General features: G+C 56.3%; 16 protein-coding genes. 5 read left to right on the top strand and 11 right to left on the bottom strand.

Annotated features, from left to right (window positions below; all coding sequences use genetic code 11):
* Positions 1 to 12 precede the first annotated feature (12 nt).
* From AAF463_RS22270 to AAF463_RS22260, 3 genes are read left to right on the top strand one after another with little or no spacing between them, the layout of a single operon-like run.
* On the top strand, positions 13 to 819 hold the full coding sequence (locus AAF463_RS22270; protein ID WP_350262113.1) for a MetQ/NlpA family ABC transporter substrate-binding protein: 807 nt from the start codon (positions 13 to 15) through the stop codon (positions 817 to 819).
* A 2-nt stretch (positions 820 to 821) separates the two neighbouring features.
* The gene (locus AAF463_RS22265; protein ID WP_350262112.1) at positions 822 to 1,922 is read left to right on the top strand and encodes an ATP-binding cassette domain-containing protein; all 1,101 of its coding nucleotides are present in this window, start codon (positions 822 to 824) and stop codon (positions 1,920 to 1,922) included.
* Positions 1,906 to 2,556, top strand: a complete 651-nt coding sequence (locus AAF463_RS22260) for a methionine ABC transporter permease (RefSeq protein ID WP_350262111.1) — start codon at positions 1,906 to 1,908, stop codon at positions 2,554 to 2,556. Before AAF463_RS22265 ends, AAF463_RS22260 begins: the two co-directional genes overlap by 17 nt.
* Before the next feature lie 90 nt (positions 2,557 to 2,646).
* On the opposite strand, the gene AAF463_RS22255 is transcribed toward AAF463_RS22260, so the two are convergent.
* Positions 2,647 to 3,549, bottom strand: coding sequence for a LysR family transcriptional regulator (locus AAF463_RS22255; RefSeq protein ID WP_217548416.1), 903 nt, complete (start codon positions 3,547 to 3,549; stop codon positions 2,647 to 2,649).
* A 100-nt stretch (positions 3,550 to 3,649) separates the two neighbouring features.
* Here AAF463_RS22255 and AAF463_RS22250 point away from each other — a divergent pair, with 100 nt between their 5' ends.
* Complete coding sequence (locus AAF463_RS22250; RefSeq protein ID WP_350262110.1) at positions 3,650 to 4,717, top strand: SDR family oxidoreductase; 1,068 nt, start codon at positions 3,650 to 3,652, stop codon at positions 4,715 to 4,717.
* A gap of 167 nt (positions 4,718 to 4,884) precedes the next feature.
* Here AAF463_RS22250 and yahO read toward each other — a convergent pair whose 3' ends face one another.
* The 8 genes from yahO to AAF463_RS22210 all read right to left on the bottom strand — a co-directional run bounded on the left by yahO (position 4,885) and on the right by AAF463_RS22210 (position 10,805).
* Positions 4,885 to 5,154, bottom strand: coding sequence for a DUF1471 family periplasmic protein YahO (yahO, locus tag AAF463_RS22245; RefSeq protein ID WP_217548411.1), 270 nt, complete (start codon positions 5,152 to 5,154; stop codon positions 4,885 to 4,887).
* A gap of 162 nt (positions 5,155 to 5,316) precedes the next feature.
* Positions 5,317 to 5,946 (bottom strand): NrsF family protein, encoded by a 630-nt coding sequence (locus tag AAF463_RS22240; RefSeq protein WP_210080419.1) that lies wholly within the window; start codon positions 5,944 to 5,946, stop codon positions 5,317 to 5,319.
* On the bottom strand, positions 5,933 to 6,490 hold the full coding sequence (locus AAF463_RS22235) for a sigma-70 family RNA polymerase sigma factor (RefSeq protein WP_210080418.1): 558 nt from the start codon (positions 6,488 to 6,490) through the stop codon (positions 5,933 to 5,935). The genes AAF463_RS22240 and AAF463_RS22235 overlap by 14 nt, the downstream gene beginning before the upstream one ends.
* Before the next feature lie 17 nt (positions 6,491 to 6,507).
* On the bottom strand, positions 6,508 to 7,737 hold the full coding sequence (locus AAF463_RS22230) for a thioredoxin family protein (protein ID WP_192413167.1): 1,230 nt from the start codon (positions 7,735 to 7,737) through the stop codon (positions 6,508 to 6,510).
* 15 nt (positions 7,738 to 7,752) lie between these two features.
* Positions 7,753 to 8,319, bottom strand: coding sequence for a peroxiredoxin (locus AAF463_RS22225; protein ID WP_350262109.1), 567 nt, complete (start codon positions 8,317 to 8,319; stop codon positions 7,753 to 7,755).
* A 94-nt stretch (positions 8,320 to 8,413) separates the two neighbouring features.
* The gene (locus tag AAF463_RS22220) at positions 8,414 to 9,700 is read right to left on the bottom strand and encodes a type II toxin-antitoxin system HipA family toxin (RefSeq protein ID WP_350262458.1); all 1,287 of its coding nucleotides are present in this window, start codon (positions 9,698 to 9,700) and stop codon (positions 8,414 to 8,416) included.
* A 20-nt stretch (positions 9,701 to 9,720) separates the two neighbouring features.
* Positions 9,721 to 9,963 (bottom strand): type II toxin-antitoxin system antitoxin HipB, encoded by a 243-nt coding sequence (gene hipB / locus AAF463_RS22215; protein ID WP_110866779.1) that lies wholly within the window; start codon positions 9,961 to 9,963, stop codon positions 9,721 to 9,723.
* Between the two features lie 176 nt (positions 9,964 to 10,139).
* The gene (locus tag AAF463_RS22210; protein ID WP_192234669.1) at positions 10,140 to 10,805 is read right to left on the bottom strand and encodes a TetR/AcrR family transcriptional regulator; all 666 of its coding nucleotides are present in this window, start codon (positions 10,803 to 10,805) and stop codon (positions 10,140 to 10,142) included.
* A gap of 79 nt (positions 10,806 to 10,884) precedes the next feature.
* Here AAF463_RS22210 and AAF463_RS22205 point away from each other — a divergent pair, with 79 nt between their 5' ends.
* Complete coding sequence (locus tag AAF463_RS22205) at positions 10,885 to 12,405, top strand: MDR family MFS transporter (protein ID WP_350262108.1); 1,521 nt, start codon at positions 10,885 to 10,887, stop codon at positions 12,403 to 12,405.
* Between the two features lie 5 nt (positions 12,406 to 12,410).
* Here the strand turns inward: AAF463_RS22205 and AAF463_RS22200 are convergent, their stop codons facing one another.
* Both AAF463_RS22200 and AAF463_RS22195 read right to left on the bottom strand, forming a co-directional pair.
* Positions 12,411 to 13,826 (bottom strand): amidohydrolase family protein, encoded by a 1,416-nt coding sequence (locus AAF463_RS22200; protein WP_350262107.1) that lies wholly within the window; start codon positions 13,824 to 13,826, stop codon positions 12,411 to 12,413.
* A 7-nt stretch (positions 13,827 to 13,833) separates the two neighbouring features.
* The gene (locus tag AAF463_RS22195; RefSeq protein ID WP_350262457.1) at positions 13,834 to 14,796 is read right to left on the bottom strand and encodes an ABC transporter substrate-binding protein; all 963 of its coding nucleotides are present in this window, start codon (positions 14,794 to 14,796) and stop codon (positions 13,834 to 13,836) included.
* Positions 14,797 to 15,232 lie beyond the last annotated feature (436 nt).

Here is a 15,232-nt window from a genome sequence, read left to right as displayed (position 1 = left end):
CAGGGATCTGATATGAACATTGCACGTCATTTTGCGCTGGCTGCCAGCGTCGCACTGCTGGCGTTTAGCACCGTCGCCGCCGAAAACTACAGCGGGCCGCTGAAAGTCGGTACTACAGCAGCCTTTGCGCCGCCGCTGGAAACCGCGGTGGCTGAGGCGAAAAAACAGGGTTTGAACGTTGAGCTGGTGGAGTTCACCGACTGGACCGCGCCGAACGTCAGCGTGGAAAACGGCGATATCGATGTAAACCTGTTCCAGCACAAACCGTTCCTGGAAAACGCCAATCAGCAGGGCGGATTCCATCTGGTGCCGTACGCGCCGGCGATCATCAACAACATCGGGCTCTATTCGAAGAAACATACCGCGATTGACCAGATTCCCGATGGCGGCACGGTGGCGATTGCCAACGATCCGATCAACGGCGCGCGCGGCCTGCTGCTGCTGCAAAAAGCCAGGCTGATTAGCTTAAAACCGGGCGCGGGCCTCAAATCTACCGTGGATGACATTGTCAGTAATCCTAAGCATCTGAAGATTATCGAAGTGGAAGCGGTGCAGCTGTCGCGTTCGCTGGATGAAGTCGATTTAGCGCAGGGTTATCCGCACTATCTGCGCCTGTCGAAGACCATCGATTCGAACAAGGCGCTGCTGTTCGATGGCCTGGAGCATCCTGAATATGTGATTCAGTTCGTGATCCGCGATGGTCATCAGAACGATCCGCGCCTGGCGAAGTTCGTTGATATCTACCAGCATTCGCCGGTGGTGCGCGCCAAACTCGATGATTTCTACGGCAAGCTGTATCAGCCGGGCTGGAGCCAGTAAGCATGGTGAGCCTGACGCTACCCGGCGAGCGCGATGCGTTGCTGTCACCGACGGCCGAGACGGCAGGGAAAATCCACGTGCAGATTCGTGGCTTGAGTAAACGCTATCCCGGCCAAACTCAGGATGCGCTGAAAGAGGTCGATCTGCAGGTTAAGCGCGGCGAGATTTTCGGCATCATTGGCCGTAGCGGGGCGGGTAAATCGACGCTGATCCGCTGCCTTAATCGGCTGGAAAAGCCTACTCGCGGCCAGGTGGTGATTGACGGGATTGACCTAAGCACGCTGAGCGATCGTCAGCTGGTGGATTGGCGACGCGGTACCGGCATGATTTTCCAGCACTTCAATTTGCTGTCGGCGAAAACGGTGCGCGAAAACATTGAGCTGCCCATGAAAGTGGCGGGCGTGCCTGCGGCGCAGCGGCGGCGCAAAGTGGATGAACTGCTGGCGCTGGTGGGCCTTGAGCAGCGCCAGCACGCGTGGCCTGCGCAATTGTCCGGCGGGCAGAAGCAGCGCGTAGGCATTGCGCGCGCGCTGGTGCACGATCCGGAATTGCTGCTGTGTGATGAAGCCACCTCGGCACTCGATCCAGAAACCACGCGCTCGATTCTGGCGCTGCTGAAGAAGATCAATCAACAGCGTCACATCACCATTGTGCTGATTACCCATGAAATGGACGTGGTGCACGATCTCTGCCATCAGGTGGCGGTAATTGATCAGGGCGAAATCATTGAGCGCGGGCCGGTGTGGCAGGTGTACAGCAATCCGCAGCAAGAGACCACGCGACAGCTGCTCAATCCGCAGTTCAGCGCGCTGCCGGAAGCGATTCAACCGCTGCTGACGCCGACGCGCGAGCGTGGCGATTCGCGTCTGCTGGTGCGGTTGCGCTACACCGGACAGGGCGCACAGCCGGATTTGGCGGCGCTAAGCGCACGTGTTGGCGGGGAACTGACATTAATGTATAGCGCGGTGGAGTGGGTGGACAGCAAACCGACCGGGCAAATGTTGCTGCTGCTTGATGCGCAGCATGACGCTGACACCGCGCGGACGCGTTTAACCCCGATTGCGGATCAACTGGAGATACCGGGCTATGTCACTGGCTATTGATCGTTTATGGATTGGGCTGCTGGATACGCTGCTGATGGTGGGCGTGTCGTCGCTGCTGGCGCTGGCGCTGGGTTTGCCGATGGCGGTGATTCTGGTGGTAACCGGACGCGGCGATCTGTTTCCCAGCCCGCTGCTGAATCGCGTGCTGGGCTGGGTGGTGAACCTGTTCCGCTCGATCCCGTTTTTGATTCTGATGGTGGCGCTGATTCCCTTTACCCGCTGGATCGTCGGCACCACCTACGGCGTGTGGGCGGCGGTGGTGCCGCTGACGCTGGCGGCGACGCCGTTCTTTGCGCGTATCGCCGAAGTGAGCCTGCGCGAAGTGGATAAAGGGCTGACCGAAGCGGCGCAGGCGATGGGTTTTCATCGCTGGCATATTATCTGGCATGTGCTGCTACCCGAAGCGCGGCCCGGCATTGTGAGCGGGTTTACCATTACGCTGGTGACGATGATTAACGCCTCGGCGATGGCCGGCGCGATTGGTGCGGGCGGCTTGGGCGATTTGGCGTATCGTTATGGTTATCAGCGTTTTGATATGCAGGTGATGCTGACGGTGGTTGTGGTGCTGGTGGCATTGGTGACGGTGCTGCAGTTCTTTGGCGACAGGTTGTCGCGCCGGTTGAACCATCGTTGATATTAGGAAAAGCGCAATAAATTGCGCCGCTACGCCAGGTGTTCAGAGGGATAGCGGCGCGATTCATCGCGCGCTTTTGATCTTATGTTTCTATCTGATCTGCAATCCCTCTAACGCCGCCAGCAACGCATCCACTTTGGGTAGCAGCTGCTTGCGGCGCGGCCAAATCAGCGTCAAGGCCAGGCCGTCCGGCTGCTGCTCGGGCAGAATAATCTCCAGCTCACCGCGCGCCAGCGGTTCACGCACCAGCCACGATGGCATCTGCGCTACGCCTAATCCGGCACACAGCGCCTGCATCTGCGCATCCACATCACCCAGCGCCATGCGGTGCGGCAGGTTACGCCAGTGCGGATAGCCATCTTCCGTGGTGAACAGCCACGGCTTGGTGCTGCCATCGACACGTTCATACATGATCGCCTGATGCTGCAACAATTCGGCTTCGCTGCTGGGCCGACCCACGCGCGCCAGATAATCGGGGGATGCGCAAAATACCATGCGTTCGCGGCCCATCTGGCGACAGCCCAGCGAGGCGGGCAGATCCGGCGATCCACCAATGCGCACCGCAACATCAATCCCCTCATCAAACAGATCGATAAAGCGATCGGAAAAAGTCAGATTGAGCTCCACATCCGGATGCTGGTGGCAAAACGGAATCAGCAGCGGCATCACGCCGAGGCGTCCATAGGTGTTCGGCACCGCTAATCGCAAGCGCCCGGAAGGAATGGTGCGCTGCGCCGCCAGCACCGCTTCGGCTTCGGCCAGCTCCTCCATGATGCGTAAACAGGTTTGGTAATAGGCGTTTCCGGCGTCGGTGAGTTTCAGGCTGCGGGTGGTGCGCTCCAGCAGGCGCGAACCCAGGCGGGTTTCCAGCCGCGTCACGCTTTTGCTCACCGCCGAACCCGTGAGATGCAGGCGCTCAGCGGCGGCGGCAAAGCTGCCGCCCTCGACGCTGGCAACAAAAGGGACAATATCTTTCAGGCGCTGATCGTGCATGGATTCGTGAACTCAGGTTATGAATGCCGTGAATTAATGCCAATGATAGGAATTAAATTCTCTATTAAACTCATCATTACTGAAACCGAGGAGAATTGAAATGCAAAAGCAGGCATTGATTGTAGGCATCAGCGGTGTGATTGGACGTGCGCTGGCGGAAAAATTGCAGCGCGAAGGTTGGCAGGTCAGCGGTTTATCGCGCGGACGTGGCGCAGTGCCGGAAGGTTGCCGCAGCCTGACCGCCGATCTGACGGATGGTGATGCGGTGCGTGCTGCGCTGGCAGAAGAGCAGCCGGATGCGCTGTTCTTTAGCGTCTGGTCGCGCCAGGAAAATGAGAAAGAGAACATCCGCGTCAATGGCGGCATGGTGCGTAACGTCATTGAAGCACTGGGCGAGCGTCTGAAGGGATCGCATGTGGCGCTGGTGACCGGCCTGAAGCATTACCTCGGCCCGTTCGAAGCCTACGGTAAAGGCGCAGTGCCGGTGACGCCATTCCGCGAAGAGCAGGGCCGCCAGCCGGTCGATAACTTCTATTACGCGCAGGAAGACGAAGTGTTTGCCGGTGCGGAGAAATATGGCTATCGCTGGAGCGTACATCGTCCGCACTCGATTGTGGGCTTTGCGCTGGGTAACGCGATGAATATGGGCCAGACGCTGGCGGTGTATGCCACGCTGTGCCGCGAGCAAGGTTTGCCGTTTATCTTCCCGGGTTCGCCAGAGCAGTGGAACGGTGTGTCCGACGTAACCGATGCGGGTTTGCTGGCGGAACAGCTGCTGTGGGCCGCAACTGCGGCAGAAGGGGCCAATCAGGATTTCAACGCGGTGAACGGCGATGTGTTCCGCTGGAACTGGTTGTGGCCACGTCTGGCGGCTTACTTTGGCGTGGAAGCGGCGGAGTATCCGGCGCAGATGATGCCACTGGAAGGACGCATGCAGGATGCGGCTGAAACGTGGCGCGAGGTGGCGGCACGTTATCAATTGCGTGAAGCGGACATCACTAAACTGGCATCCTGGTGGCATACCGACGCGGATTTGGGACGCCCAATGGAAGCGTTCACCGATATGAGCAAGAGCCGCAAAGCGGGCTTTACCGGTTATCGTTCAACGCTGGATTCATTTACGCAGTTATTTGATCGACTTAAAGCGGAGAAAGTGATTCCGCAGTAAATTTTGATTAAAAAGGGCGGCTCATAGGGGCCGCTTTTGCATAATTAAAATATCGCGACTCACTATCCGCTTTATTGTCAGGCAACCGGATCGGCAATTTAATTTATTGAAAATAATGCCCCAGTATAATCTAGGTTTTTAAGCTTATACTGAGGCAAAATGGAAACTTACTTTTTCTTATAAACGATGGCGGTACCATGTATTTTGTTATTGGTATTCGCGGAGGTTACGACAAAGATATCGCCGCCTTTTTCTTCAGCCAATTTAGATAGTTCCTCTCTGGCGCTGGCGGGATCCGTTTCACCTGAGGTGGAAATGTTCCCTACCTCTACATACTGATCTTTTACCTTTTCAAACTCAACTTTGCTCATCAGGTCTGCGGCGAGTGAGCTGAAAGATACCGAGCTTGCTAATAATACGAAAAGTAACTTTTTCATACGTATCCTTGGATGAGGTAATTGATGGGAATGTAATTATATTGCTATTATTCTATAGTTTAGAAATAGCGTATTTACAATGTGAGTGAGCCGATTTTTAATCTTTTGCGCGGAAATATCACACCAAAGAATTAACTTAACCATTGCACTCTTTCACTCGACTCACTTCAACGTCACCCAACGTTTCCCCACCAGCACCGTCATCGCCACAATCGTCGCTATCGCCGCCAGATGCATGACAAAATCCAGCGGATGCAGATGCACCGGATGGCAAAATGCCAGCAGCGTGACCGCCATGCAGGAGACGCCCAAACCGGCCATCGCCAGGCTGCGCACCGGATGCAATGCGCGGGTGCGGCGTAGGCTGGCGATCATCAGCACCATCATCGGTGTGCTGACCACCAGCAGAAAGGTAAAGCAGCGCGCGCTGTCATTGTCATGTTCGATTGGCACTTCACCGGGAATCTGGCTGATGCTCATGCCGAGCCACAGCAGGCCAATCGGCAGTAGCGCTTTCCAGCTGATACTGCGGCGTCCGGCGATGCTCATGTTGAAAGCGCTACGAATTGCCAGCGTGCCGAGTACAAAGGCCAGCACCAGCTGCAAGATCGCCTGCAGCGCGCCCGGCTGCGCCCAGTCGGTGACACTGCGCTGCACCAGGAAGCTGGCGGCAATGCCGCAGGGCAATGCCAGCAACAGCCATGTGATAACGCGCCAGCTAGTGGAGCGCAGCGGTTTAACCGGTCGCATCTCGCGCCCGAGTTTTTCAATTAACAGGTCATGATCGGTCATGATTGGCTCCAAAGCGGCGCAGATTGGTCAGCGCGCGGTGCAGCAGCGATTTCACTGCGGCCACACTCAGATTGTTATGCGCGGCCGCTTCCGTCAGGCTCATTTCGCGCAGATGCACATGTTCGACAATTTCGCGCTGACGCGAAGGGAGCTGGCGCAGATATCCGGCCAGCTCTTCCTGCGAGTCCTGCTGCGGTGCGTCTGGCGCACTGGCGGCTTCCGGCACGATATCGTTGTTAACTTCCCACTGCTGATGGCGGCCACGTCGCCGCAGCGCATCAATCGCGCGCGCCGAGATAATCGCCATCAGCCAGGGTAAAAAAGGGTAGGCAGGATCATAGGTGTGACGCACCCGATGCACCGTTAGCAGCACATCCTGAATCACATCTTCTACCAGTGCATCATCGGCGATCTGTTTGCGTGTTTGCGAACGAATCACCGGCACCAGCGCTTTCAGCAGTCGGGTATAGGCGAGCTGATCGCCCGCCTGCGCCTGTTCCATTAGCGCGGGCCAACCTTCGCGCGCGCTATCGCTTGTTTGCATAATCCGCCTTGTTGTTCTTACGCCTTCTTGCTCGCCTGGTTCAGTGCGTTCACCACAATACTCGGTGTCAGCACCTGCGGCAGCACTTTGGGCGGTCCGCCGTCAGCAGGATAGACCAGATACATCGGTAATCCGCCCTGACCAAACTCACTCATGGTGTCATCCACGTCCGGGTTAAATTTAGTGGAATCTGCCACCATGTACAGCGTGCCGGTTTTAGCGATGGCCTCTTTAACCGCCTGGGTTGAGAGCGAGGTTTTCTCGTTCACCTGACAGGTGATGCACCAGGATGCGGTGAAATCGACAAAGATCGCTTTCCCGTGACCGCGCTGCGCTTCAACCGCCTGCGGCGTCCATTTGGCTTTGGTCACCTCCGCCGTCAACTGATCGCCCGCCAGGCCTGCACCGGGTTTGATCAGCGTTGGCAGCGGGGCGATCACCGCGATAATCAGCAGCGCCGTAACGGCAAACAGCACCTTGTGACTTTTACCGGCAAAGTGGCGATGTTGCGCCATGCCGTACAACCAGCCGGCGAAGGCGACCACCACGGAAGCGGCCAGCAAGGTGGCCAGCGCCGCGCTTCCCGCTTGCTGCGCCAGCACCCACACCAGCCAGGCATACGCGCCAAACATCGGGAACGCCAGACCGCGTTTCAATACATCCATCCATGCGCCGGGACGCGGCAGGAATTTCGCCAGCGCCGGGAACAGTGAAACTAGCGTGAACGGTGCGGCGAAGCCGATGGCCAGCGCAAAGAAGATCACTAAGGCGACGGCAGGCGGCTGCACCAACGCATAACCAATGGCGCTCGCCATAAAGGGTGCGGCGCACGGCGTGGCGACGACGATCGCCAGCGCACCGGTCAACGCCGAACGCGTAAAGGCACCGCGACCAACATCAACCGAGCCGACGCGCTGCACGGATAAGCCCACTTCAAACACGCCGAGCAAATTGAGCGCGGCGGCGAGGATCACCAGCGACAGCAAGGCGATCACCAACGGCGATTGCAGCTGGAAACCCCAGCCAACCGCCGCACCACCGGCGCGTGCCGCCAGCAGGATGCCCGCCAGCGCCATCATGGTCACCACAACGCCGAGTAAAAAGCCCAAGCCTTCGCGACGCGCGCTGGCGGCGTTATCGGTATGGCGCAACAGGCCGAGCGCTTTCAGCGAGATCACCGGAAACACGCAGGGCATTAAGTTCAGAATGATGCCGCCGATGAAGGCGGCCAGCATGGCGGTTAACATCGCTGGCCTCTTTACTTAATGAGTTTGCGGGTGAGAAGCGTCGTACTGCTTAACGGCGGCAAGCGCTTTCTCGATATGTGTGTCCGGGTTTCTGTCAGTGTAACTCAGCAGAATGTCGCCATCGGGCGCAATCACGTAAGAGGTGCGATCGGAAAGGGTTTTGCCTTTCATCTGCATGGTGGTTTGATACTGCGCCGCCACTTTCGCACCGGGATCGGCGGCAACGGTGAATTTATCGCGGCACTCGAGTTTAGAGAAATCGCTGACCTGATCGGTATTGCCCGCGGTCACGCCAATTACCGTGGCACCCATTTTGCTGAAGCTGTCTGTGGCTTCAGCAAAATCGTGCGCTTCAATGGTACAACCCGCGCTAAACGCCGCCGGGAAGAAATAGAGCACGACCGGGCCTTTCTGTAACGCTTTCTGCAGCGAGAAGGTCAACGGCTTACCGGCCAAGGCGCCCTGCAGTTCGAAGTTCGGCGCTTTCGCGCCCACCGGCAATGCGGCACAGGCGTTAAAGGCGGAAAGACCCAGCGCTGCTGTCATGGTCAGGGTACAAACGAGGGATTTGATGCGTTTCATTTTTTGCTCCTGCGATGTATGGGAGTTCCGATTTGGATGTCTCACTAGTTCAGTTCGCTGGGGCAGGGAGGAAAGTTTCGGTGGGGGTGAAAAATTATTTTTGCAGGCGAGCCAGCATGCGCAAGCTGTTTTCAAACAGCGGTTCAGCAATATGCTGAGAAAAATTTGTCGGCAATATTTTGCTGACTTGCTCAATCGCGCCAGCCAGTTCGGCTATAAAGAAATCGATAATTTCAATCATTTGGTTTTGATCAAAATTCACCTGCTTTGCCGTGGCTAAAAAATGGCGAGGGAAAATTTTATCTATTTGATTTTTTCTGCCTTTGCTGGCTTTCAAACTCATCGCCAGTTTCAGGTCGCGGATATTCAGACCATTTCCGCCCATCGAGGTGAAGACAGAAATGATGTCGTAGAAAGGCGTAAGACGATAACTTCCGCCGCGTTCGATAAAAACAGAGAAATTTTTGGCATGACCATCCGTTGCGCCAATCAACCACTGGAATACCTGGAATTTCATAAAGGCATAGCGATCGGCCAATGCATTACTGGATCCCATCAGGAATTGCATAATATCGGCGATACCGGGTCCACCATCAGATTCATATTTGCGTGCTGACGGTAAGCTGAATGCCTGACACATGTCTTCCTGAGGTAACCGTAGCAATTGTGTCTGCTGGTGGTTCCAGCGCCGGTCAAAACGTTGCACGGCCAACGCCTTCATCTTGCCCGCGCGAATGATGCTCGCATCGGGCACGGCAAATCCCAGCGCTCTCGCCAGCGCTAAGCAAAGATACTCATTTTCGACACTTTCACGCATATCCAAAGTGGCAAAAGGTTGCTTAATTTCACCGATAGGCAATTTGATAATGTGCGATGTGGGCGTGGCGCCATGCGGAATGGCCCAGCCATCGTCCGTTGCCAGCAACGCTGTTTTTTCCTGAGCACCCGCTACGGAGATGCGAAAGTCTTGTTCTTCACTGATCATGCCCAACGGAATATCGGTCCGATAAGCCGATAGCACACGTTCCAGCTTATCTTCATTCAGCCTTTCGAAGTTCAATCCTAAATCGGCGGGCGTATTTTCCGGTGGTAGCAGCATGACGGCACCGACGCTATCTTTGCCGATTTCACTTAGCAGATCGAAAGGCTGACGCGATTTCGCGTGATAACGCGCGACAATGCGATCGCGTACTAAAGGGTTGTCAGGGAGTAGATTATCAAAATAGTTGAGCACTGCGGTGGATGTGATCACCGGCAACTGTAATGGCAACGACAGAGATAAAGGCCTGGCAAGGCGATTGCTCAACCAGCTCGGGTAATATTGGAAAGTATGCGCACCGTTGGTATTGCGCGTGAGAATGCCTACGCGTTCGCCGTTCATCCAGGCAATCAATTCCTGTTTCACCAGTCATTCTCCTGACCATTTACAGCCGATGGGTCTTTTTCCTGCACGTCCATTTTTAGATCAAGTGACTGTAAAATTTTGAACAGCGTCGCGAGCGTGGTGAGGTCGGGATTGTTTTCAAAGTGAGATATGGTGGCTTGCTTAAGGCCGACTTTTTTCGCCAGCTCACTTTGCGTCCAATGATTTTTTTGGCGAATTAGCCTGACGTGATGAGCAAGTTGACGCGGACTGTAAATCATCGCTTATTCTCATTTAGGATCGATGCGAAAGCCAGGATTATCCTCTGATGAGGATATTAGTGACATTATCCGCTCGAAGGGATAATGTCAACTCTATCCTTTGTGGGGGATAAATAGAGTTTCATCCTTTACAGAGGATAAATTGGTTTAAATTAAGGTCGCCATGAATGGCGACCTTAGGGTGTTGACTGGATCCCCTGACAAAACAAACTCAACGTGTGCTGGACAATGATTTCACGCGAGTACGCGGGATCGCTGGCAAAGCGGGTAAAGGGCACCAGCACCAGGCTGAGAATCGAAGTCATCAGCAGTTGTGGCTCCAGATGGGGGTTGAGTAATCCTTGCTGCTGCCAGCCCTCAATCAGTTTTTTCACTTCATCACGTTCACCGTGACCAAAGCGCTTTTTAATGTGCTGACCTAAACCGCCTTCACCTTGCATCACTTCCTGCATCCACAGCGGCGCGAACCAGTTGTGTGTGGTGACGATGTCCGCCACTTCACGGATAAAGGCGCTGAAGGTGGTGACAGGATCGCGCGGGTCATCCATAAAGTGCGCCACCAGGCGCTGGCGTAATGGCAAAAAACGCTCCTCAACCACAATATCCAGCAGCGATTCGCGCGACTGAAAATAGTAATTCAGCATCGCTGGACTCACGCCCGCTTTGCGCGCTATCGCATTGAGCGAGGTTTCGCCGATACCGTTTTCGGCATACAGCGCTAAGGTGATGTCGAGCAGATGTTCGCGCTGCTGCACGTTGATCGCGCCGCCGCGCGGACGGCCGGGACGGCGGGGTTTGACTGCGTTAGCCATATCGTCAGCAGGGACTTTTCGTGCGGTCATCTTTACTCGCTCACTTGATTCATGCCAGACTGCAGGCAATATTAATTGTGTATTTAATTAATTTCAATTGGTGTCTGTTATGAAACCCCAAACACTCGCGCCGCAGTCGGGCAGCGGGCAGGAGAATCCTCCTTCTGTTCGCTTACTGATGAGCGCTTTATTACTGGTGATGCTGTTGGCGGCGCTGGATCAAACCATCGTCTCCACCGCGTTGCCGACTATCGTCGGCGAACTGGGTGGGCTCGATCGCCTGTCGTGGATCGTCACCGCTTATATGCTGGCTTCGACGATTGTGGTGCCGCTGTACGGCAAATTCGGCGACCTGTTTGGTCGTAAATCGGTGCTGCAGATCTCGGTGGTGCTGTTTTTGATTGGCTCGGCGCTGTGCGGTCTGGCGCAGAATATGGAGCAGCTGATTTTCACTCGTGCGCTGCAAGGCTTAGGCGGCGGTGGTTTGATGGTGGTGAGCATGGCGGCGGTCGCCGATGTGATTCCCCCGCAAGAGCGCGGTAGATATCAGGGCCTGTTTGGCGGCGTTTTCGGTCTGGCAACGGTGATTGGGCCGCTACTGGGCGGTTTTATCGTGCAGCACGCTTCATGGCGCTGGATTTTCTACATCAATTTGCCGCTTGGTTTGTTTGCGCTGGTGATCATCAACGCGGTGTTTAAGACCGACAACAAACGCAAGCCGCATGAGATTGACTATCCTGGCGCGGTGTTTCTCAGCCTGGCGCTGGTGGGTATTACGCTGTTTACCAGCGAAGGCGGCACGTTACGTGAATGGTCCGATCCGCTACTGTGGTGCATTCTGGCGTTTGGTGTAATTGGTGTGCTCGGTTTTATTTATGAGGAGCGCCGCGCCTGGGAACCGATTATTCCGCTGTCACTTTTCCGCAATCGCAGCTTCTCGCTCGCCAGTTTGATGGCGTTTATCGTTGGCATGTCGCTGTTTGGCAGCGTGACGTTTTTACCGCTCTATCTGCAGGTGGTGAAGGGCTCGACGCCGACCGAAGCCGGTTTACAGCTGCTGCCGCTGATGGGCGGATTGCTGATCACTTCCATCGTCAGCGGACGCATTATTAGCCGTACCGGCAAATATCGCCTGTTCCCGATTGGCGGTACCTTGCTGGCGGCTATCGGCATGGCACTGCTGACCACGCTGACCATTGATGCGCCGCTGTGGCATATCTACCTGTTTGCCTGCGTGTTGGGGATGGGAATGGGCATGGTGATGCAGGTGCTGGTGCTGGCGGTACAGAACACCGTAACGCCCGATCGCATCGGTGTCGCTACCTCATCAGTCACGTTGTTCCGCTCGGTTGGCGGTTCGATTGGCGTGGCGCTGTTTGGCGCGGTGTTTAGCCAGGTGCTGAAATCGGGTTTGACCACGCTGGTGGAGCAGGGCAAAGCATTGCCGCGTACGCTCGATCCTGATGCGGTGCACCGTTTGCCGCATGATGTGCAGCAAGCCTATTTGCAGGTGTTTGGCGATGCGGTGCATTCAGCCTTTCAAATGGCGGCGGGTGTGATGCTGCTGGCCTTTGTGCTATCGCTGTTTCTGCCAGAATCACCGCTGCGCAAGAAAGACGCAGCGGCGTAACGCGGTTAAACCGCCGCGCGTTGTTGCAAGGTTTTTACCGCTTGTGCAGCGTCGCGGCCCAGTTCCGCCAAATCCACTCCGGCAATCACATCATCCTGCACCAGCAGTTTTCCGGCACAAATCAGCGCCTTTAAACTGGCGCGTCCGCCGCTGGCCACCGGGCCAATGGCGGGATCGTGCAAACCAAAATAGCGCGGATCGTCGAGCCGATAGATGGCGATATCGGCGGCCATGCCAGGTGCAAGGCGGCCGGTGTTTAAGCCCAAAACCTGCGCGCCACCGGATGTGCCCCAACGCACCACGTCTTCAATGCGGGCGGCGTCGCCACCGCCTTCAAAGGTTCCACCGGCATAACGCGGCTGCGCCAGCATGCCTTTGCGCGCGCGCTGGAGCTGCCAGGCGGCGTGGGCTTCGCTTTGCATATCCGCCGCTTCATTTGAGGCCGCGCCATCAACGCCAATCGAGATCTTCACGCCTGCGTGTTCCATTGCCACCAAATCGGCAATGCCGCTGCCGAGGCGCGCGTTACTTTGCGGGCAGTGCGCGATACCGCTGCCCGCCGCGCCCAGCATGGCGATCTCTTCCGGCAGCAGTTTCACCAGATGCGCAAACCACACGTCATCGCCAATCCAGTCGTGTTCGGCGCAAAACTGCAGCGGCGTCATACCGAACTTCGCGCGTGCGGCATCGAGATAATCAACGGTTTCCGACAGATGGCTGTGCAGGCGAATATCGAGCTGACGCGCCAGGCGTGCGCTCTCGCGCAGCTCCTGCGGCGTGGTGGAGTGCAGCGTGGTGGTCGGCGCCATCACGATGCGGCGCATCGCGCTATCCTGCGGTTGGTGATAGCGCGCCACCAGACGATCAACATCGGCCATCATGCTGTCAAAGCTTTCCGGGCGCAGTGCGGTGGGCAAGTCGCTCTCTAAGCCACGGCTTTGCGTCGCACCGCCGCGACACAGCACGAAGCGCACGCCTAGCTTGTCGGCTTCATCGAACAGGATTTCTGCGCCATCAAACGGCATATCAGGCCAGTAAAGATAGTGATGGTCAGCGATGGTGGTGCAGCCGGAACGCACCAGCTCGACCAGACCCACCCGCGCGGCAATGCGAAATGTCTGTTCGTCGAAGGCACCACGAAAGCGATACGGCGTCGCCGCCAGCCAGCCGCCCAGACTTAGATTCAGACCTTGGGGTTCGCCTTTCAGCAGCGATTGGAACAGATGATGATGCGTATTAACCCAGCCGGGATAAACCACGCAATCGCGGGCGTCGATCACGGTTTCATCGGCGACAGCATCGAGTTCACCCATCTCCACAATCAGGCCATCGCGCAGTCGAATATCGCGCGCGCTGCTACGCGGTTGCTGTTTATCGCCGGTCAGGATCGCGGCGCAGTGTTGAATTAGCAGTTGGCTCATGAGCACCTCACTCCACTTTCGCCGCGACAAACTGCGTGCTAAACGCGCTCTGCCAGTCGGTGGACGCTTTGAGTAAACCGGCGTTGACCATAAAGTCACGCGTTGCCTGCCAGCGTTTATCCGTCATCACGCCTAAACCTTGCTGCGCGGCATCGCCGCCGTCAATCAGGTGCAGGGCTTTCATCTGCGATACGCCAAAGGCCAAAACCGCGTCGGTCATCTGCGGGTTCTCTTTTTTGATCAGCGCATTACCGGCAGCCGGATTGGCAAGGTAGGATTTCCAGCCTTCCATCGATGCCGCCACAAAACGCTTCATGACATCCGGCTCTTTTTGCAGCAAATCGTCGCGCGTCACCAGAATGCCGCCGTATGCCGGATAGCCATAATCGGCAAACAGATAGAATTTGCTGTCCGGCTGCACCTCTTTAATTTGCTGCACTTCGGAGGTGGCGTAGGCTTGCTGCGCAGTGTTTTTGTCGGCGAGAAACGGTTGCATGTTGAAGGTGTAAGGGCGCGCCTGACCATCCTGCAGCTGATATTTGCCTTTCAGCCACGGCCACCAGCTGGCTTGTCCGCTGGCAGAAACCAGCACGGTTTTACCTTTCAGCTGATCCAGCGACTTCACATCGCCATGGGTGACAATGCCTTGCGGGTCAAACTGAAACGGCGCGGCGATGGCTTTCAGTGGGAAGTTGCGCTCAACGCCCTGCAGCACTTGCAGATCGTAGCTGACGATGACATCAGCACGATTCGCCAGCAGCAGCGTCATGTTATTCAGCTGTGGCCCGCCGGAGCGCACCTCAACATCCAGCCCATATTTTTTATAGATGCCGGTGGCGAGCGCCTGGTAATAACCGCCTTGTTCAGCCTGCGCGACCCAGGTGGTTTGCAATATCAGTTTGTCGGCGGCGTGCGACAGTGCAGAGCTGCTCAGCAGAGCAGCGAATAAGGAGAAACGGAAACGCGACATTGTCATATAACCCCCAATAAACGTTGAGTTTGTTGTCGTCATCAGGGGTGTAGCGGCGCATGGCGTGCTCACGATGCGTAATGCGCATCGTCCCCTGACGAGGTACAGCTAATGCTGTAGAGCAATGTCCTGCGTGCATCTGTTGTCACGCTGACCGCTTATACTCAGTGGGGATTTAGCAAAGCGCATGCCATTCGTGCAACCCACTGAAAGCAATATAGTTGATATTGATGGTGCCGGGCTTTTGCTTCATTGACCGCTCATTGATGAGGCAAGTCAGCGCGTTTTGCACCGCCATTGTGCAGACCGGATGTGGCAGATTCCCTAACGTATTGATTTTAAGCGGCGCAGCGTGCTGGCACAGCCTTTGCTTGGCTGAAACTGAGTAGAAGCTGTCAACCGTGGTTTCACCCGGTGGGTCATTGCTCGATCGCCT

The organism is Pantoea sp. BJ2, from assembly GCF_040255075.1.
Classification (GTDB): Bacteria; Pseudomonadota; Gammaproteobacteria; order Enterobacterales; family Enterobacteriaceae; genus Pantoea; species Pantoea leporis.
The sequence above is the reverse complement of the archived record's forward strand: the minus strand, read 5'-3'. Positions and strand labels throughout refer to the sequence as shown.

Bases quoted from the DNA above. Each gene is read 5' to 3' on its own strand.
- AAF463_RS22270 (WP_350262113.1), top strand. From the start codon at position 13: ATGAACATTGCACGTCATTTTGCGCTGGCTGCCAGCGTCGCACTGCTG.
- AAF463_RS22240 (WP_210080419.1), bottom strand. From the start codon at position 5,946: ATGACCGATCATGACCTGTTAATTGAAAAACTCGGGCGCGAGATGCGA.
- AAF463_RS22255 (WP_217548416.1), bottom strand. From the start codon at position 3,549: ATGCACGATCAGCGCCTGAAAGATATTGTCCCTTTTGTTGCCAGCGTC.
- AAF463_RS22195 (WP_350262457.1), bottom strand. From the start codon at position 14,796: ATGTCGCGTTTCCGTTTCTCCTTATTCGCTGCTCTGCTGAGCAGCTCT.
- AAF463_RS22265 (WP_350262112.1), top strand. From the start codon at position 822: ATGGTGAGCCTGACGCTACCCGGCGAGCGCGATGCGTTGCTGTCACCG.
- AAF463_RS22220 (WP_350262458.1), bottom strand. From the start codon at position 9,700: ATGAACGGCGAACGCGTAGGCATTCTCACGCGCAATACCAACGGTGCG.
- AAF463_RS22230 (WP_192413167.1), bottom strand. From the start codon at position 7,737: ATGTTAACCGCCATGCTGGCCGCCTTCATCGGCGGCATCATTCTGAAC.
- AAF463_RS22200 (WP_350262107.1), bottom strand. From the start codon at position 13,826: ATGAGCCAACTGCTAATTCAACACTGCGCCGCGATCCTGACCGGCGAT.
- AAF463_RS22260 (WP_350262111.1), top strand. From the start codon at position 1,906: ATGTCACTGGCTATTGATCGTTTATGGATTGGGCTGCTGGATACGCTG.
- AAF463_RS22225 (WP_350262109.1), bottom strand. From the start codon at position 8,319: ATGAAACGCATCAAATCCCTCGTTTGTACCCTGACCATGACAGCAGCG.
- AAF463_RS22210 (WP_192234669.1), bottom strand. From the start codon at position 10,805: ATGACCGCACGAAAAGTCCCTGCTGACGATATGGCTAACGCAGTCAAA.
- AAF463_RS22235 (WP_210080418.1), bottom strand. From the start codon at position 6,490: ATGCAAACAAGCGATAGCGCGCGCGAAGGTTGGCCCGCGCTAATGGAA.
- hipB (WP_110866779.1), bottom strand. From the start codon at position 9,963: ATGATTTACAGTCCGCGTCAACTTGCTCATCACGTCAGGCTAATTCGC.
- yahO (WP_217548411.1), bottom strand. From the start codon at position 5,154: ATGAAAAAGTTACTTTTCGTATTATTAGCAAGCTCGGTATCTTTCAGC.
- AAF463_RS22205 (WP_350262108.1), top strand. From the start codon at position 10,885: ATGAAACCCCAAACACTCGCGCCGCAGTCGGGCAGCGGGCAGGAGAAT.
- AAF463_RS22250 (WP_350262110.1), top strand. From the start codon at position 3,650: ATGCAAAAGCAGGCATTGATTGTAGGCATCAGCGGTGTGATTGGACGT.